This is a genomic window from Streptomyces griseoloalbus, assembly GCA_014650015.1.
Lineage (GTDB): Bacteria > Actinomycetota > Actinomycetes > Streptomycetales > Streptomycetaceae > Streptomyces > Streptomyces griseoloalbus.
In genome coordinates this window covers 64376-89851 of record BMUD01000010.1, presented here as the reverse complement: position 1 = coordinate 89851, position 25476 = coordinate 64376, and the positions used below count along the sequence as shown (strand labels likewise).

The window sequence follows — 25476 nt, the reverse complement described above, 5'->3', positions numbered from 1 at the left end:
GGGAAACGAAGGGCCGGGTGGGCGGGTCAGGGGGTGTCGAAGGGGCGGCGGGGCAGTCCGGGCAGTTCCAGCGCCGAGCGGAGCATCGGCCCGACGGGGGCGCGCAGGCCGATGGCGAGGTCCTGGTGCAGCCGGGTGCGGCCGTCGAGGAAGAGCAGGAGTCGCCGCATGGGCACGTGGGCGAAGAGGCGGCACAGGAGCGCGGGACCGTCCGCCCGGCCGCTGTCCAGGGCACGCAGCAGCACGGCGTCCATCGCCCGGGAGCGGGCCGGGTGGGCGGGCGGCGGCACCGGCCGGCGGCCCTGGCGCAGGGCGGCGGCGACGGCCCGTGTCTGGCGCTGGATTCCGGCGAAGGTGTAGCCGGTCGAGGGGCGGGTGGCGCCGCCCGCCGCACCGATGCGGAAGACCGACTCGCCGACCTGCCGGGGCATCGGGGCGTCGGTCATCGGGATGACGCCCGTCTCGGTGGACAGGACCCGGAGCTCACCGAGGCGCAGGACCTCCTCGGCGTACTGTCGTACCGCCGCTTCGTAGCCGCTCGCCGAGAGGGGGCGGTGGGAGAACTCGGTGTACTCCACCAGTGCCTGGTGGCGGCCCACGGGCAGGACGTAGCCGAACGACAGGCCGTCGGCGGGCTGGGGGACGCGGAAGTCCATCAGCTCCGCGGTGCGGGGGTCGAAGGCGGGCCGGGCGGTGCGGACGAACCAGCCGTGGAAATGCTGGAGCAGCGTGGTGCGGGCGGCCGGCAGGCTGCCCAGGGGGCGTGAGTCGAACACCCAGCGGGCCCGCAGGACCCGCGGGCGGCCGTCGCTGTCCCGCAGCCGGACCAGCGCTCCCCCGGGTACGTCCTCCACGGTCTCGACCCTCGCCTCCAGACGCCGTACGGCCGGGTGGGCGGCCAGGTCGTGCGCGACGAGGTGTTCGAAGTCCTCGGAGCGGATCATCTTGTAGCGCAGCGGTGCGATGTCGCCGTCGATCGCCGTACCCGAGGGGGGACGCACCCGCAGGTGCCGCCACGACGCCGTGAGCGCCGCGTCGAACCGGCCGGGGCCGGACTCCCAGAAGCACCAGGTCCGGGGCGGCGGACGCAGGGGACCGGGCGGTGCGTCCAGCAGGACCGTCGACGGCTGCCGGGCCCCGGGCGCGGCTTCGGCCAGGCGGTGGGCCAGGGAGAGTCCCGCGGCTCCCGCCCCGACGACGGCGACGTCCGTCTCCAGCACGGCGGCATCTCCTTCCTGTGTCGCGGCACGCGCGCACCCGGCCGGCGGTCCAGTCCGTGTGCCCGATCGGATCCGGGTCACTCGGAGGTGAGGCCGCGGGCGTGGGCGGGAAGGCATGGCCGGTCCGTGCCGGAGCGAAGTGCGCTGCCGACGAACCGCGCCGACAAAAGGGAGAGACCGGGATGCGCCCCACAGAGCCCAAGGATCCGGACGCACCGGGGCCGCCGCCCGCGCCGCGCCCGGTCCGGCCGCCGGGACCCACCGTCCGGCCGCCGGGATCCACCATCCGGGTGCGGCCCGACCGTGTGAAAGCCGGGGCGCCCCTGCGCACCGGTGTCGGCGCGGAGGCCGGTCGATGACGCGTACCGTGCCGGGCCGTACCGATCATGTCGTCGTCGTGGGAGCCGGGCTGGCCGGGTTGTCGGCGGCGCTGCATCTGCTGGGCGCGGGGCGGCGTGTCACCGTCGTCGAGCGGGACGCGGGGCCCGGCGGGCGCGCCGGGCGGATGGAACTCGACGGCTTCCGGATCGACACCGGTCCCACCGTGCTGACCATGCCGGACCTGGCGGACGAGGCGTTCGCCGCCGTCGGTGACTGTCTGCGCGAGCGTGTGGAGCTGGTCCCGCTCCATCCGGCGTACCGGGCCCGCTTCGCCGACGGAAGCGGCCTCGACGTGCACACCGGGGCCGATGCGATGGCCGCCGAGGTCGAGCGCTTCGCCGGTGCCCGGGAGGCCGCGGGCTATCTGCGGCTGCGTGGCTGGCTGGAACGGCTGCACCGGGTCCAGATGCGGCGCTTCATCGACGCCAACTTCGACTCGCCGCTGGGCCTGTTGAACGCCGATCTCGCGAGGCTGGCGGCGCTCGGCGGTTTCGGGCGGCTGGACGCGCGCATCGGGCGGTTCCTGCGGGACGAGCGGCTGCGCAGGGTCTTCTCCTTCCAGGCCCTGTACGCGGGCGTCCCGCCGGCCCGGGCCCTGGCCGCGTACGCCGTGATCGCCTACATGGACACCGTCGCCGGGGTGTACTTCCCGCGTGGTGGGATGCACGCGCTGCCGCGGGCCATGGCGGACGCCGCCGCCGACGCGGGCGCCGAACTCCGGTTCGGCCAGGAGGTGAGCCGGCTGGAACGCTCCGGCGACCGGATCACCGCGGTCGTCACCGACCAGGGTCGCGTCCCCTGTGACGCGGTGGTCCTCACCCCCGACCTGCCCGTCGCCTACGCGCTGCTCGGCCGCAGGCCGCGCCGCCCGGTGCGGCTGCGGCACTCCCCGTCCGCGGTCGTGCTGCACCTGGGCACCGACCGGACCTGGCCGCGGCTGGCGCACCACACCCTCGACTTCGGCGCCGCCTGGCGCACCACCTTCGACGAGCTGACCCGCACCGGCCGGCTGATGAGTGACCCGTCGCTGCTCATCACCCGGCCCACCGCGACCGACCCGTCCCTCGCCCCGCCGGGACGCCATCTGCACTACGTCCTCGCCCCGTGCCCCAACACCGACATCGGTCCGGGCGCCGCCGCCTGGACCGATCTCGCCCCGCGCTACCGGGACGCCCTGCTGCGTGAGCTGGAGCGGCGTGGTCTGGACGGCATCGGTTCGGCGATCGAGGCCGAGTGCCTGGTCACCCCCGCCACGTGGCGGGCCCGGGGGCATGCCGCCGGTACGCCGTTCTCGGCGGCGCACACCTTCGCCCAGACGGGCCCCTTCCGCCCCCGCAACCTGGTCCGCGGCACCGAGAACGCCGTGCTGGCCGGCTGTGGCACCACCCCCGGCGTGGGTGTGCCGACCGTGCTGCTGTCCGGGAAGCTGGCCGCGGCACGGATCACCGGCGGCCCGGGACGGCCGCGCCTCCCCCTCACTTCCGCGCAGGAGGCTTCCGTATGACCGACCGTGAACTCGACGCGGCGGGCGTCACCGACCCGGAGTTGCGCGAGGCCTACCGCCACTGCCGCCGGCTCAACGCCCGGCACGGCAGGACGTACTTCCTCGCCACCCGGCTCCTGCCCGTGGAGCGGCGCCCCGCCGTGCACGCCCTGTACGGCTTCGCCCGCTGGGCCGACGACATCGTCGACGCGCTCGGCACCGGCGCCGGCCCCGCGCGCCGGGACGCCGAACTCGCCGCGCTCCAGCGGGAGCTGGACAAGGCCCTGCGGGACGGCGCCGGCGGCGAACCGGTGGTGCGGGCCGTCGCGGACACGGCGCTCCGGTACGGCATCGACCACGCCCATTTCGCCGACTTCATGGCCGCCATGCGGTCCGACCTGGTGGTCACCGACTACGCCGGTTACGCGGACCTGCGCCGGTACATGCACGGTTCCGCGGCGGTCATCGGGCTGCAGATGCTGCCGGTCCTCGGCACGGTCGTCCCGCGCGAGACGGCGGCGCCCCACGCGGCCGCCCTCGGCGTGGCCTTCCAGCTCACCAACTTCCTGCGCGACGTGGGCGAGGACCTCGACCGGGGGCGCGTGTACCTGCCCGCGGACCTGCTCGCCGCGCACGGCGCCGACCGGGCGCTGCTGCGGTGGAGCCGGGACACGGGCCGCCGCGACCTCAGGATCGTCTCGGCGCTGAAGGAGTTCGAGGCGCTGACGCGGGGCGTGTACCGGGAGGCGGCCCCGGGTCTGGAGATGCTCGACCCGGTGTCCCGGCCGTGCATCCGTGCGGCGTTCGTGCTGTACGGCGCGATCCTGGACGCCGTGGCCCGGGACGGCTACTCCGTGGTGCACCGCCGGGCGGTGGTCCCCGGCCGGCGCCGCTGCGTGGTCGCCGCCGACGGGGTCGCCCGGGTGGTCGCCGCCCGGCTGCGCGCCCGTGGCGCCGGCCGGCGCCCGCTCGTCCGTCCGCTCGGCCCGTATGACGGGGTGCGCCCGCCGGTTCCCGAGGGGGTCGCGTGAGCACCGGCGGCGCGGGCGGGCGCCGGCGCCTGCCGCTGTCCCTGCGCAGGCACGCGGTGCCGTGGGAGCGGCAGCGTCCCACCTGGCGCGAGGCCCGGCCCGCCGTCATCGCCGGGGCGCTGAAGCGGGCCCAGGCGCGTCCGTCCGGCAACTGGTACGTCGTGGGCGCCTCCCGTGACGTGCGCGGCGACCGTCCACTGGCGCGGACCGTGGCGGGGCAGGAGGTGGTGGCCTGGCGGGACGCCGCCGGCCGTCCGGTCGCCGGGCCCGGGATCTGCCCGCATCTGGGCGCGCCCCTGCGGGACAGTCCCGTCCGCTGCGGCACCCTGGTGTGCCACTGGCACGGACTCGCCCTGGACGGCGTCCCCTTCGCGGGCTGGGAGCCGTTCCCGGCGCACGACGACGGCGTACTGCTGTGGGTCCGGCTGGACGCGGTCGGCGGCGAACCGCCGCTGGACGCGCCGGTGGTGCCGCGGCGGCCCGCTCCCGCGCGGGCCCTGACGGCCGTGTACGCCGGGGTGGGGACCTGTGAGCCCGAGGACGTCGTGGCCAACCGGCTGGACCCCTGGCACGGGGCCTGGTTCCACCCCTATTCGTTCGTCGACCTCACCGTGGCCGGCGCGCCGGACGGCTCCCACGGGAGCGAGGACGGGTTCACGGTGGATGTGTCCTTCAAGGTGGCGGGGCGGCTGGTGGTGCCGGTGCGGGCCGTGTTCACCGCTCCTGGACCGCGCACGGTCGTCATGCGCATCACCGAGGGCGAGGGCGTGGGATCCGTGGTGGAGACCCATGCCACTCCGCTGGGGACGGACGAGCGGGGGCGGCCCCGTACGGCGGTCGTCGAGGCCGTGGTGGCGGCCTCCGGCCGTCCGGGTTTCGCCCTGGCGCGCGGTGCGGCCCCGCTGCTGCGTCCGCTCGTGCGGGCCGCGGCCGGGCGGCTGTGGCGTGACGACCTGGCCTATGCCGAGCGGCGCTGGTCGCTGCGCTCCACGGGGCGGTTCCCGGGCTGACCGGGCGCCGCTGCGGCCGGGTCACCGCCACGTCCCGGGGCGATGCCGGACGCACCGCCACATCGGGGGGCGGCTCCCGGACCGCCGGACGCCGGCTCCGGCCGACTCACGCCGCGGCACAAGGCCCGCGCCGCCGGGCGCCGCTCCAGGCGGCCACCGCCACCCCGGGGCGGGGCGTTGTCACGTTGTTGCGTTTGCACAGCCACACGCAGTGGGAGATCACCTCGACCGGGTACCGGTGCCCTTTGTAAGACGGCGGCGCGCTGTCCACGGACAACCCCTCCCGGCCTGACCCACCCGAAGAGCATCCCACCCGGTCAGCCAACGTGGCGGTGCCCGTCAGCGGTCTTGACCGGCGTCGTCCGGTGCGCGGTCGATGTGCCGATGACGGTAGGACTGAGCGAGGTGCCGCTGCAGCCGGATGTGGCGGAACTGATAGACGGCACCGGCTTGGCGCAGCACACCCCGATGGTAGGCGTCCTCCAAGAAGGCGACCGTGTCCCAGGGCAGTCTGCGCGTCATCGGCAGCCAGACCCGGGACAGTGTCAGCCACTGTCCCCACGCGGTGAACGCGAGCACGTAGGCCGTCGTCCCGCCCAGCCCCCCGGCCGTCCCGAGGAGAACAGCTCCCTGTAGCGGCCAGAGCAGTGTTCCCAGCAGCCCTTGGAACAGGTAGACCACGACGTACCCGCACAGGACGACTCCGAGACCGAGTGCCGGAGCGAGGACGAGGAGCTGTCGGCCCACCGTCGTACGGTTGACGGACAGCAGCCGGATCGGCGTGGCCGCGGCGGTGATGTCCATGGGCGCTTCGAACGCCGCCAGGAGCCCGAAGACCAGCCCGGCCGTCAGGCCGATGATCAGCCCGTAGAGCAGCGTGTTGATGAGCACGATCTTCATCAGTTCCGTGTGCGACAGGGTGAGCTCGCCGGCCAGCACACTCACTAGGGCGACCGCCCAGGAGTACCCGATTCCCAGCACCGAGCCCCCCAGCAGCATGAATCCGAAGCGGGTGAAGAACGTGCGGACGGGTCTCCGCCCGGCCCGACGGTCCGCGGCGGACAGTCTGAGCCGCACCCGGGACGGAACGACGGTGGTTCGGCCGAACACGGCCAGCGCGAAGTACGTGACGCCGAAGGCGGCACCGGAGAACATCCCGACCAGCAGCCCATACAACAAGGACGGTCCCAGCCCTGCCGGCTCGATGTGCCCGGAGGCGGTGGCAAGCAGCTGCACGAGCCAGGTGGCCATGGCCATGCACAGCGCGGAGACCAGCACGGTGTGCAGGACGCGTGTGGACACCCGCAGGTTCTGACCGAGCCGCCACCAGGCGAGGTCCTGCTGGTCGTGCGCGCCCTGGGTCAGACTGTGCGCCAGATAGCCGAGCCAGCGCTGGACCTGGTCCGGGTCCCGGTTCCGCTGCCTGCGGCCGGCGTCGACCTGTTCGGGAGCGCGGTGCCGGTAGACCGTGGGTACGAAGCCTGCCAGCAGGTGTTCCTCCAGGTGGCTCGCGGTGGGAAAGCGTGCGGTGTCGAGCAGCTCCGCCGGGTCCTTCCCGGGTGCCTCGCTGTACATCGTCCGCGCCAGAATGACCATCAAAGGGGTGCGCAGCACCTCGGCGAGCTGGGTGCTCGCCGGCGCGTTACGGACGCTCAGCCGCTCCAGGACGGCATCCCACACACCCGCGCCACCGTCCTCGCCGCCGTGGGCGACGAGCCGGTCGGTCCGGGGAAGATAGGCGGCGAGGTCCTCGACGGTGAGGTCGGTGAGTTCGATGCCGGCGGCCCACACCAACGGTGCGTGCACCGCGCGGACCGCACGAGCGTACTCGTCCCGGCGGCTGGTCAGGACCAGCGGAAGGGAGGTGGCGTTGAGCGTTTCGAGCGCTGCTGCGCGCAGGGCTTCTGCGATCTCGTCGAACCCGTCCAGGACCGGCAGTATCAGGTCGGCGTCGACCAGCGCGGCGGCCAGCGTCGAGCCGCTGGGGACCTGGCGGGCCAGGTGCGGGTGGTCCCGGAGGAGCCGGTCGACCAGGAGGTCGCGCAACGTGGTGGTGGTCGGGTCCCACGACCCGATGCTGAAGATCACCGGCACCCGGGCCGGAGCGGCGGGGGCCGCCAGGAGGTCGAGGGCGAACTTGATGGCCAGCACCGACTTTCCGGAGCCGGCCCGGCCGAGTATCACCAGTCTCCCGGAGGCGATGCTCCGGTAGGTCTCGACCACGCTCCGCAGGTCGCCGCTCAGATGCAGATTTTGGGGCGTGGCTCCCGGTGGCAGGCGCTGGATGTTCTCCGGGCGATCCATCAACTCGGCCGGAACCGGCTGCCATCGCACGGGGAGCGGAAAAGGATCGTGGACGCGGCGGTGCCCCTCCTCGCGCTGCCAGCGGCGCCGGACCTCACGGGCCAGCAAGGCAGCGGCATCGGCGAGCCCGCCGGCCGGCGGATCGGCCGGTGTGGTCGGTGCCGGTCTTGGCGGATAGGCCGGTGCGGCCGGTGCCGGTGCCGGCGGCTCGACGGCCGCTGCCTGCTGCGCCCTGTCCAGGGTGTCCGTGAGCTGCCGCCGCTCCTCCGTCCCGACCTCAAGGGCGTCCGCCAGCAGGTGCAGTGTCCTCAGTCGGTGATCGGTGGACCTGCCCGTCTCCAGCCTGCGAATGGTGCGCACACTCACCGTGGACCGCTCCGCCAACTGCTCCTGTGTGAGGCGAGCGCGCTTACGCAACTGGCGTAGAAGCACACCTAATTCGTCCGTCAATCCGGGCTCCCACCTCGCACGGGTACCAAAGGCCAGCCAGAGCGTAGCGTGACGACCGGTCACACATGGCCGGTCTCCTGGCCTGTTCCCCGAGCTGCGCGAACGCCACCGTTGTCGAGCCGGCGGCCTCGCCGGTCCCATCACACAGAGGAGACGCCAGGTTGAGATCTCTGACGCCTCGCCGCCTTCGCGCCATCGGCGTACTGCTCGCGGCCCTGGTACCGAACGCTCTCGTCGGCTCCGTCGCCCGGGCGGACACACCGGTCGTCCCCGACTTCACCGACGGTTTCGGCCTGACGGAGGTCGCCGATGCGACCGAAGTGCACTCCAGCACCGACTTCACGATCACCGTGACCACACCGCAGGTGTCCGGCCCGCACAAGATCCGCGTCTTCCTGCCCCGCGGATATGCCGCCGACCCGGACAAGCGGTGGCCCGTCACATACTTCTTGCACGGAGGCGGCGGCAGCGTGAACGACGCGGTGGCCGCCCCCGCCCTGCGCTCCGACAAGATGATCACCGTCATCCCGGACGGCGGCCTCAAGGGCTGGTACACCGACTGGCTGATGCAGAACACCGCGGTGGGAGCGGCCCGGTGGGAGACCTTCCACCTGGAGCAGGTCATCCCCTACATCGACGCCAACCTGCGCACCGTTCCCGACCGCGCGCACCGGGCAGTCGTCGGCCTGTCCATGGGCGGCTCCGGCGCGCTGCACTACGCCCAGACCCGGCCCGACCTGTTCGGCCACACCGCTTCGCTGTCCGGCGGGATCGACTTCGCCATGGCCGAGGTCCGCGCGGCGGTCCTGGCCACAGAGCTCAACCTCACGGGCGCCTGGTGCGCGGCGAGCAGTTCCTCCAGCCCGTCCGGCACCGGCACGTGCACCGGCTACGGATCGTACGTCGACAGCGACGCGGTCTTCGGCTCGCCGTACCCGTTCCTGGGTGCCGACCACCTCTGGAACGCCTACGATCCCGCCGCTCCGGCCAACCTGTCCAAGCTCCACGACACCGAGGTCACGCTCTACACCGGGGACCGGGGTCTGATCGACGCCCACACCGCGACCGCCGCCGCCACCGTCAAGGCCCGTCTGGACCGGCTCGGCATCCCCAGCCGGCTCGTCGACTACGGCAACGGGACATCGCTCTCCCCCGGTTGCGACGGCGGCCACAACTACGGCTGCTGGGCCCCCGCGTTCGCGGACTACGTCCCGCGCCTGGAGGCCGCCTTCGAGGCAGCGGCAACGAACTGACGTCACAGTGACCTTTCTCGAAGGAGTGGACACCATGGTGATCAAACGGAACAGGACGAAACTCCCCGTTGTGGTCGGCGCCGTGTGCGCGACGATGCTGACGCTGGCGGCCCCGGCGGCGCATGCCGGGACGGCCGAGGACGACCACACCGCCACACTCGCGGCGCTCAAGGCGTTCCAGGCGAGCGCGGGCCCGGGCGCCGCGATCCACGCCGGGGGCGCCGGCGAATCCTGGACGCTGTCGGCCGGTACGGGCACCTTCAACAGCGACCGGCCCATCCGGTCGGACGAGCACTTCCGCATCGGCAGCCAGACCAAGACCTTCACCGCGGCGGTGGTGCTGCAACTGGTCGACGAGGGCAAGATCTCGCTGGACGCGGCCATCGCGGACTACCTGCCCGGTGTAGTCACCGGCAACGGCTACGACGGCACCCGCATCACCGTGCGCCAGCTGCTCCAGCACACCAGCGGACTCGCGGCCTACACCCCGCAGGTGGTCGTCGATGAGCCCGTATCCAACCCGGACGGTACGTACGACCTGGCCGAGTTGGTGCGCAAGGGGCTGAGCCATGCACCGGTCTCCGCACCCGGGACCGGCTTCACGTACTCCAACACCAACTACCTGGTCCTCGGCATGCTCATCGAGAAGGTGACGGGGCAGCCGGTGCACGAGACCGTCACCAGCCGCGTCATCGAACCACTGGGCCTGAGCCGAACCGTCTTCCCCGCCCCCGGCGACCGCGCCCTGCCCACCCCGGCCGTCAACGGCTACCACGGCGTACGCGTCGGGAGCTTCTACTTCTGGACGCCCGCCCTCACCTACGACCCGTCCCTCTTCAGCAGCGCGGGGGCGATGATCTCGACGCTGGAGGACCTCACCGCCTTCTACCAGGCGCTGCTCGCGGGCAGAGTCGTCTCGGCCGCGGGCCTGGCCGAGATGCAGAAGGTGCGGGAGACCGAACCCCATGTCAGCTTCGGCCTCGGCATCGGCAGGAAGGAGCTGTCCTGCGGCATCGTGGCCTGGGGCCACAGCGGCGGGGTGCCCGGCTACATGTCGCAGACCATGGTCGCCGAGAACGGCCGGCACGCGTCCGTCGTGACCAACGCGCTGTTCCAGGTCAACCAACCGGCCGACCAACTGCACGAACTCCTGGACACGGCTCTGTGCGAGGACGCGGCGCAACGCCCCTGACTCCACGTCCGCCCCGCGCAGAACGGCACGGGGCGGGGAGCGGCCCGGCCGGGCCGCTCCCCGCCCCGGTTCTTGCCCCTCAACCCCTGGCTCCCGGTGTCAACGGGCCAGGTCCCGACCCGCTCCTGCGATGACCGGGCACCGCGCAGACGGCGCCCCACCACGGCCGCTGCCGGGCCGGTCATTCATGACGGACCCCCACCGGCCGACCCTCCGGCCCGTTCTCCGTGCCACGCCGAGGCAGGCGTGACACCACCCCTCCACCCCTACCTGCGGCATCAAGGAGCCGACATGGCATACCGCTACCGGTGCGGCGAATGTGGTTTCTCCACACGGTGGACCACCGAGTCCGAGGCCGAGGATCTCTCGGTCGCCCACTATGCCGACCGCCACCCCCAACTCGTCCCGGGCGGCAGCGTCGAGATCAACCGGAAGAACCCCGAATCCGTCGGCTGCCTCCCGGTGATCGGGATCGCACTGCTCCTGCTCCTGATCATCGCCTCGTGCCAGCGGTAGGCGACGGGCCGCCGGTTCCACGGAATACCGACCCATCGAAGGGAATGGCATGACCGAACCCACCCCCACGGACGGCACGGAGCCCGGGCCACCGCCGACCACACCGCCCCGGCCCGGTCATCCGCCGAGGCGGCCACGCGGAGCCGGGTTCCGCCGGCTCCAGGAGCTGACCAGCCGCCAACGACTCGTGCTGCTGAGCGGCGTGGTGGCCCTCGTCCTGGCGCTGGTCGCCGGACTGCCGGCACTGGGCGGGCATGACGGGTCCGACGAGCAGCAGGCCGGGACAGAACGGAACCTGCAACCGTTCAAGGAAGCCGTCGACTCCCTGGCCGACGCCCCCGGCCTGCGCTACAAGGACACCTCGGCCTTCGGTATCACCGAGAACGACATCACCGTCACCGCCAGCGGCAGCCAGTTCAGCACCCCCTCCTCCGGACGCACCGACCACGGCCGGGACGTGCTGCGCATCGGCGGCAGGACCTTCATGCGCTGGCAGGTCGACCCCGCCCCCAGGGAGGACGTGGCGGCGGGCGAGAAAGCGCCGCCCGGCGAGTGGACCGTGGGGATGGACGACGGCTCCGAACTCATGGACGAGGCACTGGCCCGCACCATCGCCCCCTCACGTCTGGCGGCCGTGCTGGCCAAAGCCCTGACTGACCTGGAGAAAACACCCCCGCCGGCGAACGAGTCGAAGACATCGAGCACGTCCGGGCAGCAGCCGAGCGTGAACGGAACGCCCGCGCTCGGCATCGACACATCGGCCGGTCGCCTGCTGGTGACGAAGGCCAAGCCGCACCGGGTGCTGCGGCTGGAGGCCTACGACATCCGCGAAGACCTCTCCGACATGAGGGACCAGCTCGAGAACGGAGAGGTGCCAGCAGTCCCCCGTAGGGTGACCACCGGGCCGCTGGCGTCCGGCGACGGCGAGGGAATGGACCTGACCCCGGTCCTCGCCGACGCGGCCGACAAGATGCTCGACACCCTGGTCGAGTACGCCGACCAGCTCAAGGACGCGACCGACAAAGGCATCACCTTCACCCTCGATGGCGCGGGTGAGATGGACTGCAGCCCGTCGGGTTGCACCGCCACCCAGAACTTCACCGGAGATGTCTCCTCCATCGCCCGGAAGGAACGCGTCACCAAGGGCGAAGTCACCGCCGTGCTGAGCGCGACTTTCTCCATCGACGGCAAGCCCGCCGGTCAGTGCACCAGCCCACAGCGCACCTTCCCCCTCCGGGGCAGCAACGTCTCGGGCACCCTGAAGTGCTCCAACCCGGGAGCCGGGCCGCTCTACGCCTCGGTCGCGGCCCGCGTCCAGGCGCAGGCCGAGGCCGATGCCCGGGCGTGCGGCTGCAAGGTCCGGCTCACCTACCCCCTCCGCGCCAACACCTGGATCGACGCCCGCGCCCTGGCCAAGGTCGAAGCGCAGAAACTCGCCAACCAGGCGAAGACCGAGCAGGACGCCGCGGCCTGCGCCAAGCCGCACAGCTTCCCCTCCGGCACCCGGGTGCTGTTGGCGGACGGCACCACCCGGGCCATCGAGGACATACGTATCGGGGACCGGATCGCCGCCAGTGATCCGCACCTGGGGCTGACCGCCACGCGGCCGGTGACCAACACCTTCACCACCGAGGGCGACAAGGACTTCACCCGGCTCACCGTCACCACCGACCATGGGCCGGCCACGATCACGGCGACGGACCGTCACCCGTTCTGGCTGGAGGCAGACCAGAGGTGGAAGGACGCCGGTGACCTCCGGGTCGGCGATGAACTGCGCACCCCGAACGGCGCCGGCGTGGCCGTAACCGAGGTCCGCGACCAGCAGAGCCCGCAACGCACATACGACCTCACCGTCAATGGCCTGCATACGTACTATGTGCTGGCAGGGGATACGCCGGTCCTCGTTCACAACAGCGGCGACAAGTGCAATCTCAACAATCTCACCCGCGCGCAAGCCGACAACATCGCGACGTTCTTGGGATACACGAAGACCAAGAAGCTGTCCGCGGGTAAGACCCCCATCTGGGAGAACAAGAAGGCAGGGAGCGGCCAGCCCACATTCATCACCTTCGACCGGACCGGACACCATAAGGAGGCCGTGTTCAAGGGCTCCAACGACAAGAATCCCTTCCAGTCGACCAAGGACTCGGCCCGTGACGGAACCTACGGCCTGGACATCGGGCCGAACGGAGAGCTGCGGGGCCTCAAGTGGCTGAAGAAATGAGCAAGGAGCTGATCATCAGCCCTCGCAGCGAGAGCGCGCGCGAGGAGCTGGCGGACGCGGCTGCCTGGAGTCCGTACGCGGCGGAGCTTCGCCAGGTGCTCGCAGCCGTGATCGAGAAGAGCGGTGCCGACTTCCTGGAGGTCGGCTGGCTGCTGGTGAGTGAGCCCCTTCCCGAGGGGCAACGCGGCCTGCGCAACGGTGCGGTGGTCCGGCCGCCGCAGGCGATCGGTCTCGCCGAGGCAATGGCAGCCGGGCGCGGACCCTACTGTCAGCTCACCGCATCGGGCCGGCTTCAGATCGAGTCGGGATGGGACGGGGCGGTACACGTCTACACGACACCGGCGGTGGCCGCCGATCTGGCGGGACTCCATGGTGAGGGCGTGACGTTCCGGTGGCGAGACGCGGCTCCCGAACCCACGGAGGTCTCGGACCCCGTCGACGCCGTCGCGGACGACGGTTTCTGGGCGAAGGTGGCGGAGGCGTCCGAGCGCCTGACCCTGGTCTGCGAGCGCTGGGCGTACGGCGCTCACGGGTGCAGATGGTTCCGCGTGACACCGGAGAGCACAGCCGAAGTGGCCCGGCTGCTGTGGCCACGCTCGCTGGTCTGTGTGGCCACCGAGCCGGAGCTGAACCCCAGAGCGGAGCTCCTGGAAGACGACTTCACCGCTTTCGTGGCCCCGCTGCTGCACGGCGAACTGGCTCACCGTAACTACCCCGGTGGAGCCGACACACTCTGCGAGGTCACGAAGGACGGCTTCTCCCTCATGCTGGCCGATGCGGCGGTAGGCGACTGGTGCGCCGTCGTACCGGACGCGGACGGGGTGGCCAGGGGACAGTGGGAGAATCCGGGTACGAATAGTTGAGGCAGAGTGAATGCCCAGGTTTTGACAGCGCCCGGGGCGGTTCCCGAACCGGCCGACCCCCGGCCCGGCCGCGTCACCGTCGCGGTCGGGTGGTGCTCAGGTCGGCCGCGCCGCCGCCGCCCAGGAGTCCCGTGTGCCGCAGGGGTCCCTCGGCCTCCAGCCGGGCCAGCTCACGGCGGGCCACCCGCAGCACCACGGGCGGCAGCCCGGCCCGCGCGATCTGTGCCAGGCGAAGCCAGCGGGGCAGGTAGACGGCCGTACTGCGGTGCTCCACGGCAGCCGCGAGCCGGGCGGCGGCCAGGGCCGCCGGGTAGACGCGGCGGGCCGGCGGCGGCATGTGGCCGCGCAGCTCGCGCAGGACGGGGTAGCGGTCCGCGTCGCGGATCATGTCGGTGTCGATCCAGTTCAGGTAGCCGATACCGACGGCGACACCGTGGTGCGCCACTTCGGCGCGCAAGGAGTGGGCGAAGGCCTCCACCCCCGCCTTGGAGGCGCAGTAGGCGCTCATCATCGGTGCGGCGCCGATCGAGGCCAGCGAGGCGACCTGCAGGTAGTAGCCCTTCGTCGCCAGCAGGTCCGGCAGGAAGGCGCGGGCCGTGGCCGCGTTGCCGGTCAGGTTGACGTCGATCACGCGCCGCCAGCGGGCGGGATCCGAGGAGACGAACGGACCGCCCTCCGCGATACCGGCGTTGGCCACCACGGCGGAGGGGGTGCCGAGGTGTGTCCTGACCCGCTCGGCGGCGTCGGCCAGGGCGGCCTCGTCGGTGATGTCGACCTCGTGGACCAGTGTCCTCGTGGTCAGGCCGGCGGCCACCGCTTCGAGTCCCGCCTTCTCGTGGCCGAGCAGCGCCGGCCGGGCACCGCGCCGGGCCAGGTCGTGGGCGAGGGCGGCGCCGACCCCGCGTGCGGCGCCCGTGATCACGACCGTGCGGTCGCGCAGGGGGTGGGCGTTCATCGGCCGTTCCCTTCGTGGGCTCCGTCCCGGCCCGGGCGAGCCCGCGGGGTGGAGTCGGGGCGGGCGGTGTGGTCGGGGTGGCCGACGGTGCGGCGGGCTTCCTTCATCTCGGCCTCGTAGAGGTGGTCCCGGCCCTCGGCCAGTTCCTCGACGGCGGCCTGTCCGAGTTCCCTGAACGGCTGGTAGTACGTGGTGTCGTACGCCTCGACGATCTGGAACGTCCAGTGGCCGGGAATCACGTTGCGGCCGAGTACCTGGGTGCGCACCGTCTCGGCCCAGTCCGGATGCCCGGCCTTGTGCAGCAGTTCGACCGCCCGGTCCAGTTCGAGGTCGGCGGTGCCGGTGAGCTGGTGGAAGCTGTAGAGGTGGCCCCGGGCGCGCTCGGTCGTCTCCAGTGCCTTCGACAGCGATCCGAGCGCCTCCACCGTCTCGTCGCTGACGCCTTCGGGGCGCCGGTGGGCGTGGTCGGGGCCGTCGTCGTGTCCGGTCATCGTCTCGCCTCCGCCGGTGGTAGGTGGTGGTGCCGGGCCCCGCCGCGCCGGGGACGGTGCGGCCGGGCCGTGGGTGCGGCCGGCCCGGTCTGCGCGCCGGTCATCCGCCGTCTTCCCGGTGGCCCGCGTCCGGTTGCCTGCGGCCGGTGCGGTCCCGGTGGGTCAGCAGCCGCTGCGCCCCGGCCAGGCCCGGGGCCAGGGGGCGGCGCAGCGCGGCGCGTGCGGCGTTGGCGCCCGGCGCGCCGTGCACGCCGCCGCCCGGATGGGCGCCCGCGGACGCCAGGTACAGGCCCTTGACGGGCGTCTCGGGTCGCCCGGTGCCGGGCGCCGGGCGGAAGAACAGCTGCTGGTGCATGGCCGCGGTGCCGCCGTTGATGGCGCCGCCGTGCAGGTTCCGGTCGAGGGACTGGAGGGTGGGCGGGGCGAGGATGCGGCGGGAGCGGATGGCGGCCCGGAACCCGGGCGCGAAGCGTTCCACCTGCCGCTCGACACGGTCGGCCATGATCTCCTGCTCCTTGGCGTCCCAGGCGCCGGTGAGGGACTCGTCGCCCGCGTCCCCCGAGATGTCGTGCGGCACGTGCGTGTACGCCCAGGCGGACTCGGTGCCCCGGGGGGAGCGGGACGGGTCCGAGGTCGTCATCTGGCCGAAGAGGCAGAAGGGACGGTCCGGGACGGTGCCGGTGGCGAGCTGGGCGGCGAAGCGGGTGAGCTCGTCGAGACCGTCCGCGAGATGGACGGTTCCGGCGCCCGCGGCCTGCTCGCACCGCCAGGGCACCGGGCCGTCGAGCGCCCAGTCGACCTTGAAGGTGGCGAAGTCCCACTGGAAGCGCCGCAGGTCGGACAGGAGTTGTGCGGGAAGGTGCGCGGGGTCGAGGAGTTCGCCGTACAGGGAGGGCACGGCCACGTCCGCGAGGACGGCGCGGCCGGCCGCGACCGTCTCGCCGCCGGCCGTGCGCACACCGGCCGCCCGGCCGCCGCGTACGACGATCCGGTCGACGCGCTGCCCGCAGCGCAGCACCCCGCCGCGTGCCTCCAGGCGCCGCACCAGGGCCCGGGTGAGGGCTCCGGCACCACCGGCCGGCACGGGGAAGCCGTACGTCTGTCCCAGCATCGACATCAGCCAGCCGTAGCCGCCGCTGCCCGCGGCCTCCGGCGCCAGGTCGGCGTGGAGCGCGTTGCCGGCCAGCAGCAGCCCGCCGCCCTCACCCAGGAACTCCTCCTGCGCGAGACGGCGCACCGGCAGGATCAGGGTGCGCGCCATGCGCAGTCCGCCCGTGCCGCGCAGTCGGACGGCCAGCCGGGCCGTGGAACGGATCGGTGGGAACGGGGTGAACAGGGCGCCCAGGAGGTCCGGGCGAAGGGTCTGCCACGCGTCGTGCAGCCGGCGCCAGGCGGCTCCGTCGCCCGGCGCGAAGGCCTCCAGGGAGTCGGCGGTGACGTCGACACGACGGTCGAGCACCGCGCACCTGCCGTCGGACAGCGGGTGGGCGAGGACCTTCGGGGCATGACTCCAGCGCAGCCCGTGCTGCTCCAGCCGCAGCCCGGCGAGGACCGGGGAGGCGGCGGCGAGCGGGTAGAAGGAGCTGCACAGGTCGCTGACGAAGTCGGGGTGGGCGCCCCGGTCGTGGCGTACGGCGCCACCGGGCTCCGGCTGCTCCTCCAGGACCTCCACACTCCAGCCGGCGTCGGCGAGCAGATTGGCCGCGACCAGTCCGTTGGGGCCGGCCCCGATCACCACGGCGTCAGGCACGGGCGCCTCCCCCGTCGGGCTCCGGTGACACGACCTGTCCGAGCGGACGGCGCCGCTCCTCCTCGGCCGCCTCGCGCTCGCAGATCTTCGCCAGCCTGGCGAGCATGGTGCGGTGGCGGATCTGGATCAGGGCCTCCACGGCCACGTTGTGCACCAGGCCCCCCGCTCCCCGCAGCGGATGCTCGTCCACGATCACCAGGCTGTGGTCGCCCCAGGGGCGCACGTCGATGGCGATCCGTGCCGTGCCGAGCGGCCCGGCGAGAGCCTCGAGCTCCAGGGCCTCGCCCGGCACGCAGCGCCGGACCACGGTCTCGTTGGTCAGGCTCATGGGCCCGAAGCGCACCTCGAAGCCGATCGCCGAGCCGAGCTGCGGCCAGTGCCCGCGCACCGGCTCCGACGACGACGTGCCCACCACCCATTCCGCGTACCGGGTGCCGTCCGCGAGGACGGCCCAGACGGTCTGCGGGCTCGTACGAATCAGACGATGGCGAACTGCCACTTCTTCCTCCCGGGTCCGCGAGCGACACCAGTCAGCACTGAGTGCCCCTTCAGGCACGCGTCAACCGGCGGAGGGTGAGCGAAGGTGTGCGCCGGTGTCAGACCCCGTCGCGGGCCGGGGCCAGGGCCCAGCGGATGCCCGCGGTGACGGCGGTGCCGAGCGGGCGTACGCACACGCCCTCGGCCGGGGGTACGCGGGGCAGCCACAGCGCGCGGGAGGCCCAGCCCGGCAGCAGGGACACGGCGTTGGCGGCGAGGACGCCGTACGGCAGCCGGGCGAGCAGCGGTACGGGAGGGCTGAGCAGCAGGAAGCGGGCGGTGCTGCGCGCCTCGGGCGTGGCGAGCAGCTCACCGCGGTAGGCGGCCAGCCGCTCGGCGAGTCCGGCGCGGTCCACCGGGGGGTCGGGTATGCCGAGCGCGGTGGCGATGCGCGCCATGTCGGCGACGTACGCGTCGCAGCCCGCGTCGTCCAGCGGACGGGCGCCGTAGCTCTGGTGGGCGCGCAGGAAGCTGTCGACCTCGGCGATGTGCACCCAGCACAGCAGATGGGGGTCGGCGGCCCAGTACTCCGCACCGTCCGCGGTGGTGCCGCGCACCGTCTCGTGGACCGCCCTGACCCGGTCGACGGCCTGCTGGGCGCTGTCGGCGGTGCCGTAGGTGGTGACGGCGAGGAAGGTGCTGGTCCGCTGGAGCCGCCCCCAGGGGTCCCCGCGGAACCCGGAGTGCCCGGCGACCGCGGCCATGGCCAGCGGGTGGAGCGACTGGAGCAGCAGGGCCGACAGTCCGCCGATGAACATCGACGCGTCCCCGTGCACCCTTCTGACCGGCCGCTCGGGCCCGAACCAGCGCGGGCCCGGCGTGCCGTGGATGCGCGCGCGGTTGTCGGGGCCGTCCGGTCCGGCCACCCGGGAGAAGATCGCGTGACCGACCCGGTCGCGCAGCGCCGAGCCGCCTTCCGTCAGCAGTCCCATGGCTCGCTCCGCCCTCCTCGTGCCCCCCACGACCGGTGGACGCCCTACGCTACGTCTGCCCCGCCGCCCTGCCCGGAACCCCCGGGCACGCGGCCCGCCCGGCGGCTCAGGGGATGTCGCCCCGCCAGTCGTACACCCGGCCGCCCTCGCCGCGGGGCACGTAGACCGAGCGTCCGCCCGCGCCGTAGCGTCCTATCTCGGTGCGCAGACCGACGCCGTGCCTCAGTTCCGTCTCACCGCGGTCGGTGATGTCCAGCAGCAGGCCGTCCAGCGGCCCGCCGGCCAGCTCCACGTACGACCGTCCGTCGCGCGGCCCGGGATCATCGTGATCCGCCCCGTAGACCCTGCCGCGCATGAACTCCAGCTCGTCCATACCGGCAGGGTGGCATCCGCCACTGACAATCGGTCCAAGGCGGTGCCGCTCGGATCATGCCGGGGTCGCGGGGCGCGGCACGCGCGTCCGCCGCGTCGTCGTCGGTCGCCGGGGCTCCGCCCTGGCGGCCTCCTCCGCCTCGCAGCCGCACACACCGGACCCCGCTCGGCTCGACCGCAAGGCGCCGTTGGCTGGAGTCGGCCTGATCCGAACGACACCGCTAGCAGTCGGGGGCAACGGTGCCCGCCGCCCAGGGCTCCGGTGCCCGGCCGTCGCTCCAGGCGAGCAGGGCGTCGCGGTCGACGCACACGATGCCGCACTGCTCGGCGTACTCCGCGGCCGGCGTGGTGAAGTCACTGGTGGTGACGACGAGGGCCACGTCCGCCTCGTGGACGGCGAAACAGGTGCCGCCGAAGCGTTGCAGATCCTGGGAGCCGACCTTGTTGTCGTCGCCGTAGCGCTTGCACTGGATGACCAGGCGGCGGCCCTCGGGGGACAGGGCCACCACGTCGGCCCCCAGGTCGCCGGCTCCGCCGACGACCTGCACCTGTGAGCAGCCGTCGCGTACGCACAGGGCCGCTATCGCCTCCTCGAACTCCTCGGGGTTCAGCGCCTCGTAGTCGATGGCGCGGGCCGTCGGCGGTGCCGGTGCCGGTGAAGGCGTGTCCAGGGCGTCGAGTGCCTCCGTGGTGGCCTGCTCCAGGGCCTCGCCCGCCCGGCGGGCGATCCGCGCCGCGGACAGCCGCCGCCGTCTGCGTCCGTGGGCCAGAAGGGCCGCGGCGACCACGCACAGCAGGACGACGGCCCATACCGGGCGCCGCTGCGCCACCCCGGCCAGCGCGCGCACCGCGAAGCCGGCGATGATCAGGGCCGTGGCGAGCAGGCCGAAGAACATGGCCGTCGCACGCAGGTCGAAGCGGCGCCCGCGGGGCATCGGACGCGTACGGCGCTGGGGCATGGTCACCGTGGTGGTTCCTCTCTGTGGCGGCCGACAGGACGTGCACCCGGGGTCACGCGGACCACCGAAGATCACTTACGCCGTCTGCCCGGCTTCGGACCGTTCACCGGCGTGCCGCACATCCGCGTGGGGTACATGCGGTGTGTGCTGACTGCGGCAACCCAGGGAGGCGGACGGTGGACTGGCGGGGTTTCGCCCAGCAGATGGCTTCCATGGCCCGTGATCTTCTGGCGGAACAGACCCTCGACGCCACGCTCGGGCAGATCACGAGTTCGGCGGTGGAACTCGTCGACGGCTGCGACGCCTCCGGAATCCTCGTCCTGCGCCGGGGCCGGGTGAGTTCGGTGGCGCCCACCGAACAACTCGTGACCGACAGCGACCGCCTCCAGGAGAGTCTGCGCGAAGGTCCCTGCTTCGACGCGGCCCGGCCCGAGATCTCCGAACGGGTCTTCCGCATCCCCGACTTCACCGAGGACCCCGAACGCTGGACCTCCTTCGTGCCCCGCTGCCGGGAGCTCGGGGTGGGCAGCATGATGGGGTTCCTGCTGTACACGCGCGAGGAGGAGCTGGGCGCCCTCAACATGTACTCGCGCAAGCCCGGGGCGTTCACCGAGGACAGCGAGACGGCGGGCTGGCTGCTGGCCTCCCATGCGGCGGTCGCCTTCTCCAGCGCCCTGAGCGACTCCCAGTTGCAGGAGGCCCTCGCCACCCGGCACACGATCGGCGAGGCGATGGGCATCCTGATGGGCCGCCACCACATCACCGAGGACCAGGCCTTCGAGATCCTGCGCACGCAGTCCCAGCGCACCAACACCAAACTGCGTGAGGTGGCGCGCCGGGTCTGCGAGACGGGCGCCGTGGATCAGTGAGCCGTGCGGCGGCGGACGCTCCGGGAGGTGCTCAGCGCCCGCCCGTCCAGGTGTGCGCGACGTCGATCACGATGTGGTCCTGTACTTGCAGGACGCGGAACGGCAGTCGTGCGCGTACGCCGAGGCCGACCTGGGTCTCGCCCTCGAAGCTGCCGGCGAACCGTGTGTCCCGGAAGGTGCGGTACCCGGTGAGGTCGACGCCCGGCAGCGGGCGTCCGGCGCGCGCCGGGTAGGCGGGCTCGCCGTTCGCGGGGTCGTACGAGGGTGCGGCCACCCGCACCTCGAGGACGGCGCCGCCGGCGAGGGGGATGTGCCGGCCCGATCCGTCCTGGTGGAGGCGGTCGACGTACCGGACGGTGTAGCCGAGGCCACCGCGCGCGGTGCCGGGCAGGTCGACGACCATCCGGTCGTAGCAGGCGTGCCGGCCGGTCCTGATGTTCCGTACCGGGGTGGTCGTGGTGTCGGCGTCGGACTTGGCGAGGCCGCCCCAGCCGGTCGGGCAGGCCGTGGTCCGGACGGCCGCCGTCGGGGTGGCGACGGCCGGGACCGCCGCCGTTGCCAGCGCGGTGCCCACGAGCGCCAGAGTCACACAGATTGTCCTTGTTTCAAGCATTTTCGGCCCCCTGGGCTCACATCCTTCTGATATCAGGTGAGACGATCGGGATGCCCCGAAGGTTGCGGCTGTGGTCCGGCCGGTCGCCGGACCGCCCGGCATGGCACATCCTGGTGGGGAGCGAACGAATGTCCCATGCGTCCGCACCGGGAGGGCGCGCCATGGATGATGCAGCCGCCGCACCGCGCGGGGAGCGGCCGGCAGTCGTGCTCGGCGGGGGTGCGGAGGAGGACCGGGGCGCGACGGAGCACCGCGGCGGGGACGGGGCGGCGCGGATCGAGGACGCGCTCGCGGAGTCCGCGGTGGCGGCGGTGCGGGACATCCAGGGCTACGGCGGACTGGTGTATCTGCGTTCGCGTGACCGGCGCTCGCTGGTGCTCTGCATGGTGTGCGGTGTTCCGCGGTCGCTGCTGAGGTCCTGGTGGCGGGTGCCCGTGGGCGGTGCGCTGCCGATGTCCGAGGCGTATCGCAGCGGCGAGAGCCTGTGGCTGCCGAACGAGGCGGCGACGATGCTGCGCTTCCCGCAGTTCACCGCCGCGTTGCCGTACTCGTTCGCCTCCGCCTACCACCCCGTGCGGGTTGGTGGCGCATGCGTGGGAGTCCTGACCGTCCTGCGTTCGGCCAACCGGGAGCCGGTGAGCGAGCAGACGGTACGGGCGGTGCTGCACGGCGCCGTGCGGGACATGGAGGAAAGCCTCACCGCGTTCGCCCGGCAGGTGCCCGGACGGACGGACCCGGACGCCGTCGCGTACGCGATCGACTACGACGACCAGCCGGTGAGCGTGCGGCTGCCCACTCCGCCCGCCCGGACCGTGTCGGTCGGCATGATCGAGTGGGACCTGGACGGCGACCGGTGGTCCGGGGACGACGACGCGCTGTCCCTGCTGGGTGTCACCCGGGACGAGTTCGGCGGCACCATGGCGGAGGTCGAGGACCGGGTGTCCCCCGACGACCTGTACGAACTGCGGGCGAGCCGACGGGAGGCGGCGGACACCGGACAGGTCAGGGGGCGGCACTTCAGGGTGCTGGACGAGATCGAGGAAGACGGGCACACCCGCTACCGGCCGGTCGAGCTGTGGGGACATGTCGTACGGGCGGAAGGGGCCACCCGGCTCCTGGTGGGCGCCGTCGTCGACGCGGCCGGTGGCGTCACCGCGGCGGAGGCCGCCGAGCGGCTGCCCGACGGACTGTTCTCCCTGGACCAGGACGGAAGGATCGTCTACGCCAACCGCCGCTGCCAGGAACTGCTGGGGTGCGACCTGGAACACATGCTCGGCCACTATCCGTGGGAGGTGCTCACCTGGCTGCGCGATCCGGCGTACGAGGACCGCTACCGGGCGGCGATGCTGTCGCAGGAGCCGGTGTCGTATCTGGTTGACGACCCGGAGGGCGTCTGGCTGGGGTTCGTGCTGTATCCGGGGGTGCACGGGCTGACCGTGCGCGTGTTCCGCACCAACGCTCCCGCCAGGACGGAGCAGGGCCGGAATCTGTCGCCGGTCGGCGGGGCCACCGCGGCGCCGCCGTCGGAGCTGGTCGGAACGGCCCGCGCGGGGGCCCTCTACCGCGTGGTGCAGATGGCCAGCGTGCTGACCGAGGCGGTCACCGTCAGGGATGTGTGCCGGGCCGTCGCCGAACAGGTGCTGCCCGGGTTCGGCGCGCAGGAGATCGCCCTGTACACGATCCGCGACGGGCGGATGTACCTGATCTGGGAGTCCGGCTACCCGGAGCATTTCCTCGACCGTTTCGAAGGGGTCCCGCTCGACGCCGACCTGCCCGGCGTGCACGCCCTGACCACCCGGCTGCCGCTGTTCTTCGAGTCGCCCGAAGCGCTGGTCGACGCCTATCCCGGGCTCACGCTGGACCCGATGAACGCCTGGTCGTTCCTGCCGTTGATCGCCTCCGGCCGTCCGGTCGGCTCCTGCATCCTCGGCTGGAGCACCCCGCACCGGTTCACTCCGGAGGAGCGCAGTGCGCTGACCGCGCTGGGCGGGCTCACCGCGCAGGCGATGGAGCGGGCCCGGCTCTACGACGCGGAGTCGGCCGTGGCGCGCGGGCTGCAGGAGGGCCTGCTGCCGCACCGGCTGCCCGCCATCGACAGGATGGTGACCACCGGCCGCTATCTGCCCGGCACGCAGGGCATGGCCATCGGGGGCGACTGGTACGACGTGATCAGGACGGGGCGGGGGGTGGCGCTGGTCATCGGTGACGTGGAGGGGCACAGCGTCGGCGCCGCGGCGGTCATGGGGCAGCTGCGCAGCGCGGTGCACGCCTTCGCCGCCAGCGGCCGGCCACCGCAGGAGGTCATCACCCATACGAACCAGCTGCTGACCGAGCTGGAGACCGACGTCTTCGCCACCTGCTGCTACATCGAGCTCGATCCGGGAACCGGCCGCGCCCTGGCCGTCCGGGCCGGTCATCCCCCGCCCCTGCTGCGCCACCCCGACGGACGCACCGAGAGCCTCAACCTGCCCGGTGGCGTGCTGCTCGGTGTGCAGCCGGACGCCGTCTACCCCGTCACGACACTCACGCTGGCCCCCGGCAGCGTCTTGGCGCTCTACACGGACGGGCTCGTCGAGACGCCCGGCAGCGACATAGAGACGGGCATCGAGGCCATCCGCGACTGTCTGGCCCGCGAGCGCACCGACTCGGTCGAGCGGCTCGCCGACCAGCTGATCAGGACCGCCCGCCGGACGGAGGACCGGCCGGACGACGTGGCGCTGCTGCTGACGGCGTACGACTGCGCCGGCGCACGCTGAGATCCGCGTCGCACCGGCCGACCCCGGGCGGTCTCACAGGCAGTAGCGCACCAGCCACTCGTCGGGGTCGTAGGCGTTCCGGGCCGGGTCCGGCGCGACGGCCGGCTGTTCCTCGACCATGTCCTCCGGCCGGACCGGCTCCGGGAGACGTCCGAAGCGGGCGTGGCGTGCGGTCGCCGCCGCCGCATCCGTGTCCTCGTGCGCGCGCACCGTCCCCTTGTCCACGGCAACTCCCCTCTACGGCCGGCCGACGCTCCCCCTCGGGCAACACCGCGGCCTCCGCGCCAGTGTCACACACCGGTGGCCGGAAGCATGGCTTCCGTCATAGCCACTGGCGGCCGGTACTGATCAACTCCTCACATGCGCAGCACTTTCCTCTCCCTCCCCGCCGCCCTCACCGGCGTCCTGCTCCTGACCGCGTGCGAAACCGAGCAGGCTGACGGGCCGAGCGCCCAGCCTCCGCCGTCCGGTGCGTCCTGCGATGGACAGCCCTCCCACGCACCGCACCCGTCCCTGCCCGGGAAGGCCGCCGAACAGGAGCGCGAGGCGGTGCGGATCACCGGCTACGGCGGCGGAAGCCGGGGCTGCGCCCTGTTCGAGGTCACCCACACGGGGTCCGAACCCCACACCTACACGGTCACGTTCGACCTCCTGTCCGACGCGGGGGCCGTGCTGGACAACACCGAGCGGACCGTCGCGGGCGTCGAGCCCGGCCGGACCGTCTCCGGCAGGATCGAGCTGGGCGAGTCGATGGCGGGCCCACAGAACGTGAGCCGGGTACGGATCGCCAAGGTGCGCAGCGTCCCGGCGGACGAGGCACCGTCCACGACGGGTCCCTGCCCGGCCTCCGGCCTGCGGGTGTACGCCGACGACGGCGATGCCGCCATGGGCCTGCGGGTCGTCTCGGTACATCTGGAGAACTGCGGCACCCGGCCCTACTCGCTGCACGGCTACCCCGACGTCCAGCTCCTCGACGAGGGGCACGAGCCGGTGGACGGCGTGCGGATCCTGCACGACGGCGGTTCCGTCGCCGGCGGTACGGGAGCGGACGGTCCCGCCCTGCCGCTCGTGCTCGAGCCGGGCGAGGGCGCCTGGGCGGGCCTGGTGTGGCGCAACACCGTGCAGGCGGGCACGCCCGTCAACGCGCCCTACGTGCGGGTGCGGGCGAAGTCCGGCGCGGACTGGGTGACGGTCGTCCCGGAACTCGATCTCGGGACGACGGGGAAGCTCGGGATCGGCCCGTGGAAGAAGCGGGAGGAGGAACCGCAGGACAGGCCGCCGTCGTCGCCCTGACGCGCGATCGGTCCACGACGAC

The 25476-nt window shown here is 72.9% G+C and carries 22 protein-coding genes and 1 pseudogene; 11 read left to right on the top strand and 12 right to left on the bottom strand.

The annotated features are described in order from the left end of the window. Nucleotides 1-26 precede the first annotated feature (26 nt). The gene (locus IE178_RS17150) at nt 27-1220 is read right to left on the bottom strand and encodes a lycopene cyclase family protein (RefSeq protein WP_229875790.1); all 1194 of its coding nucleotides are present in this window, start codon (nt 1218-1220) and stop codon (nt 27-29) included. A 355-nt stretch (nt 1221-1575) separates the two neighbouring features. Here IE178_RS17150 and IE178_RS17145 point away from each other — a divergent pair, with 355 nt between their 5' ends. Genes IE178_RS17145 through IE178_RS17135 form a run of 3 tightly spaced genes read left to right on the top strand, consistent with a single transcriptional unit; the run spans nt 1576 to nt 5125 of the window. Further along, nucleotides 1576-3105, top strand: a complete 1530-nt coding sequence (locus IE178_RS17145; RefSeq protein WP_184765167.1) for a phytoene desaturase — start codon at nt 1576-1578, stop codon at nt 3103-3105. Next, nucleotides 3102-4115: a phytoene/squalene synthase family protein gene (locus IE178_RS17140; protein ID WP_184765166.1), complete on the top strand. Its 1014-nt coding sequence runs from the start codon at nt 3102-3104 to the stop codon at nt 4113-4115. The genes IE178_RS17145 and IE178_RS17140 overlap by 4 nt, the downstream gene beginning before the upstream one ends. Further along, the gene (locus IE178_RS17135) at nt 4112-5125 is read left to right on the top strand and encodes a DUF5914 domain-containing protein (protein ID WP_193512913.1); all 1014 of its coding nucleotides are present in this window, start codon (nt 4112-4114) and stop codon (nt 5123-5125) included. The genes IE178_RS17140 and IE178_RS17135 overlap by 4 nt, the downstream gene beginning before the upstream one ends. A 199-nt stretch (nt 5126-5324) precedes the next feature. On the opposite strand, the pseudogene IE178_RS36950 reads toward IE178_RS17135, so the two are convergent. Both IE178_RS36950 and IE178_RS17130 read right to left on the bottom strand, forming a co-directional pair. Next, a pseudogene (locus tag IE178_RS36950) lies at nt 5325-5396 on the bottom strand (IS6 family transposase); the annotation flags it as partial. A gap of 68 nt (nt 5397-5464) precedes the next feature. Next, a complete protein-coding gene (locus IE178_RS17130; protein ID WP_318280109.1) occupies nt 5465-7861 on the bottom strand; it encodes a helix-turn-helix domain-containing protein in 2397 nt (798 codons plus the stop codon). Between the two features lie 188 nt (nt 7862-8049). Between IE178_RS17130 and IE178_RS17125 the strand changes: the two genes are divergently transcribed. The 5 genes from IE178_RS17125 to IE178_RS17105 all read left to right on the top strand — a co-directional run bounded on the left by IE178_RS17125 (nt 8050) and on the right by IE178_RS17105 (nt 13927). Beyond that, the gene (locus IE178_RS17125) at nt 8050-9132 is read left to right on the top strand and encodes an alpha/beta hydrolase (protein WP_438874390.1); all 1083 of its coding nucleotides are present in this window, start codon (nt 8050-8052) and stop codon (nt 9130-9132) included. A gap of 34 nt (nt 9133-9166) precedes the next feature. After that, entirely contained in the window at nt 9167-10324 is a 1158-nt protein-coding gene (locus tag IE178_RS17120) for a serine hydrolase domain-containing protein (protein WP_318280099.1), read from the top strand. Between the two features lie 291 nt (nt 10325-10615). Continuing rightward, on the top strand, nt 10616-10840 hold the full coding sequence (locus tag IE178_RS17115; protein ID WP_193512910.1) for a hypothetical protein: 225 nt from the start codon (nt 10616-10618) through the stop codon (nt 10838-10840). 49 nt (nt 10841-10889) lie between these two features. Further along, nucleotides 10890-13064, top strand: a complete 2175-nt coding sequence (locus IE178_RS17110; RefSeq protein WP_193512909.1) for a polymorphic toxin-type HINT domain-containing protein — start codon at nt 10890-10892, stop codon at nt 13062-13064. Then, nucleotides 13061-13927 carry a hypothetical protein gene (locus tag IE178_RS17105; protein ID WP_193512908.1) on the top strand — a complete coding sequence of 289 codons (867 nt, stop codon included), beginning with the start codon at nt 13061-13063 and terminating at the stop codon, nt 13925-13927. Before IE178_RS17110 ends, IE178_RS17105 begins: the two co-directional genes overlap by 4 nt. Nucleotides 13928-14000: 73 nt before the next feature. On the opposite strand, the gene IE178_RS17100 is transcribed toward IE178_RS17105, so the two are convergent. The 7 genes from IE178_RS17100 to IE178_RS17070 all read right to left on the bottom strand — a co-directional run bounded on the left by IE178_RS17100 (nt 14001) and on the right by IE178_RS17070 (nt 19929). Then, nucleotides 14001-14882, bottom strand: coding sequence for an SDR family oxidoreductase (locus IE178_RS17100; RefSeq protein ID WP_193512907.1), 882 nt, complete (start codon nt 14880-14882; stop codon nt 14001-14003). Continuing rightward, nucleotides 14879-15373 carry a hypothetical protein gene (locus IE178_RS17095; protein WP_184765158.1) on the bottom strand — a complete coding sequence of 165 codons (495 nt, stop codon included), beginning with the start codon at nt 15371-15373 and terminating at the stop codon, nt 14879-14881. Before IE178_RS17095 ends, IE178_RS17100 begins: the two co-directional genes overlap by 4 nt. A gap of 100 nt (nt 15374-15473) precedes the next feature. Then, nucleotides 15474-17123, bottom strand: a complete 1650-nt coding sequence (locus IE178_RS17090) for a phytoene desaturase family protein (RefSeq protein WP_193512906.1) — start codon at nt 17121-17123, stop codon at nt 15474-15476. Then, nucleotides 17116-17622 carry an SRPBCC family protein gene (locus IE178_RS17085; protein WP_184765156.1) on the bottom strand — a complete coding sequence of 169 codons (507 nt, stop codon included), beginning with the start codon at nt 17620-17622 and terminating at the stop codon, nt 17116-17118. The genes IE178_RS17090 and IE178_RS17085 overlap by 8 nt, the downstream gene beginning before the upstream one ends. A gap of 97 nt (nt 17623-17719) precedes the next feature. Then, nucleotides 17720-18592, bottom strand: a complete 873-nt coding sequence (locus IE178_RS17080) for an oxygenase MpaB family protein (protein ID WP_193512905.1) — start codon at nt 18590-18592, stop codon at nt 17720-17722. A gap of 106 nt (nt 18593-18698) precedes the next feature. Next, nucleotides 18699-18965 (bottom strand): hypothetical protein, encoded by a 267-nt coding sequence (locus IE178_RS17075; RefSeq protein ID WP_184765154.1) that lies wholly within the window; start codon nt 18963-18965, stop codon nt 18699-18701. Between the two features lie 220 nt (nt 18966-19185). After that, nucleotides 19186-19929, bottom strand: coding sequence for a restriction endonuclease (locus tag IE178_RS17070; RefSeq protein WP_229875800.1), 744 nt, complete (start codon nt 19927-19929; stop codon nt 19186-19188). A gap of 170 nt (nt 19930-20099) precedes the next feature. On the opposite strand from IE178_RS17070, the gene IE178_RS17065 reads away from it, so the two are divergent. Then, complete coding sequence (locus IE178_RS17065; protein ID WP_229875802.1) at nt 20100-20792, top strand: GAF and ANTAR domain-containing protein; 693 nt, start codon at nt 20100-20102, stop codon at nt 20790-20792. A 31-nt stretch (nt 20793-20823) separates the two neighbouring features. Here IE178_RS17065 and IE178_RS17060 read toward each other — a convergent pair whose 3' ends face one another. Beyond that, nucleotides 20824-21405 (bottom strand): AMIN-like domain-containing (lipo)protein, encoded by a 582-nt coding sequence (locus tag IE178_RS17060; RefSeq protein WP_184765153.1) that lies wholly within the window; start codon nt 21403-21405, stop codon nt 20824-20826. Nucleotides 21406-21566: 161 nt separating this feature from the next. On the opposite strand from IE178_RS17060, the gene IE178_RS17055 reads away from it, so the two are divergent. Continuing rightward, on the top strand, nt 21567-24161 hold the full coding sequence (locus IE178_RS17055) for a SpoIIE family protein phosphatase (RefSeq protein ID WP_184765152.1): 2595 nt from the start codon (nt 21567-21569) through the stop codon (nt 24159-24161). A 33-nt stretch (nt 24162-24194) separates the two neighbouring features. Here IE178_RS17055 and IE178_RS17050 read toward each other — a convergent pair whose 3' ends face one another. Continuing rightward, complete coding sequence (locus tag IE178_RS17050) at nt 24195-24386, bottom strand: hypothetical protein (protein ID WP_184765151.1); 192 nt, start codon at nt 24384-24386, stop codon at nt 24195-24197. Between the two features lie 135 nt (nt 24387-24521). Between IE178_RS17050 and IE178_RS17045 the strand changes: the two genes are divergently transcribed. Further along, nucleotides 24522-25454 carry a DUF4232 domain-containing protein gene (locus tag IE178_RS17045; protein ID WP_193512904.1) on the top strand — a complete coding sequence of 311 codons (933 nt, stop codon included), beginning with the start codon at nt 24522-24524 and terminating at the stop codon, nt 25452-25454. Nucleotides 25455-25476 lie beyond the last annotated feature (22 nt).

Bases quoted from the DNA above. Each gene is read 5' to 3' on its own strand.
- IE178_RS17145 (WP_184765167.1), top strand. From the start codon at position 1,576: ATGACGCGTACCGTGCCGGGCCGTACCGATCATGTCGTCGTCGTGGGA.
- IE178_RS17140 (WP_184765166.1), top strand. From the start codon at position 3,102: ATGACCGACCGTGAACTCGACGCGGCGGGCGTCACCGACCCGGAGTTG.
- IE178_RS17120 (WP_318280099.1), top strand. From the start codon at position 9,167: ATGGTGATCAAACGGAACAGGACGAAACTCCCCGTTGTGGTCGGCGCC.
- IE178_RS17115 (WP_193512910.1), top strand. From the start codon at position 10,616: ATGGCATACCGCTACCGGTGCGGCGAATGTGGTTTCTCCACACGGTGG.
- IE178_RS17110 (WP_193512909.1), top strand. From the start codon at position 10,890: ATGACCGAACCCACCCCCACGGACGGCACGGAGCCCGGGCCACCGCCG.
- IE178_RS17105 (WP_193512908.1), top strand. From the start codon at position 13,061: ATGAGCAAGGAGCTGATCATCAGCCCTCGCAGCGAGAGCGCGCGCGAG.
- IE178_RS17100 (WP_193512907.1), bottom strand. From the start codon at position 14,882: ATGAACGCCCACCCCCTGCGCGACCGCACGGTCGTGATCACGGGCGCC.
- IE178_RS17095 (WP_184765158.1), bottom strand. From the start codon at position 15,373: ATGACCGGACACGACGACGGCCCCGACCACGCCCACCGGCGCCCCGAA.
- IE178_RS17080 (WP_193512905.1), bottom strand. From the start codon at position 18,592: ATGGGACTGCTGACGGAAGGCGGCTCGGCGCTGCGCGACCGGGTCGGT.
- IE178_RS17075 (WP_184765154.1), bottom strand. From the start codon at position 18,965: ATGGACGAGCTGGAGTTCATGCGCGGCAGGGTCTACGGGGCGGATCAC.
- IE178_RS17060 (WP_184765153.1), bottom strand. From the start codon at position 21,405: ATGCTTGAAACAAGGACAATCTGTGTGACTCTGGCGCTCGTGGGCACC.
- IE178_RS17055 (WP_184765152.1), top strand. From the start codon at position 21,567: ATGGATGATGCAGCCGCCGCACCGCGCGGGGAGCGGCCGGCAGTCGTG.
- IE178_RS17045 (WP_193512904.1), top strand. From the start codon at position 24,522: ATGCGCAGCACTTTCCTCTCCCTCCCCGCCGCCCTCACCGGCGTCCTG.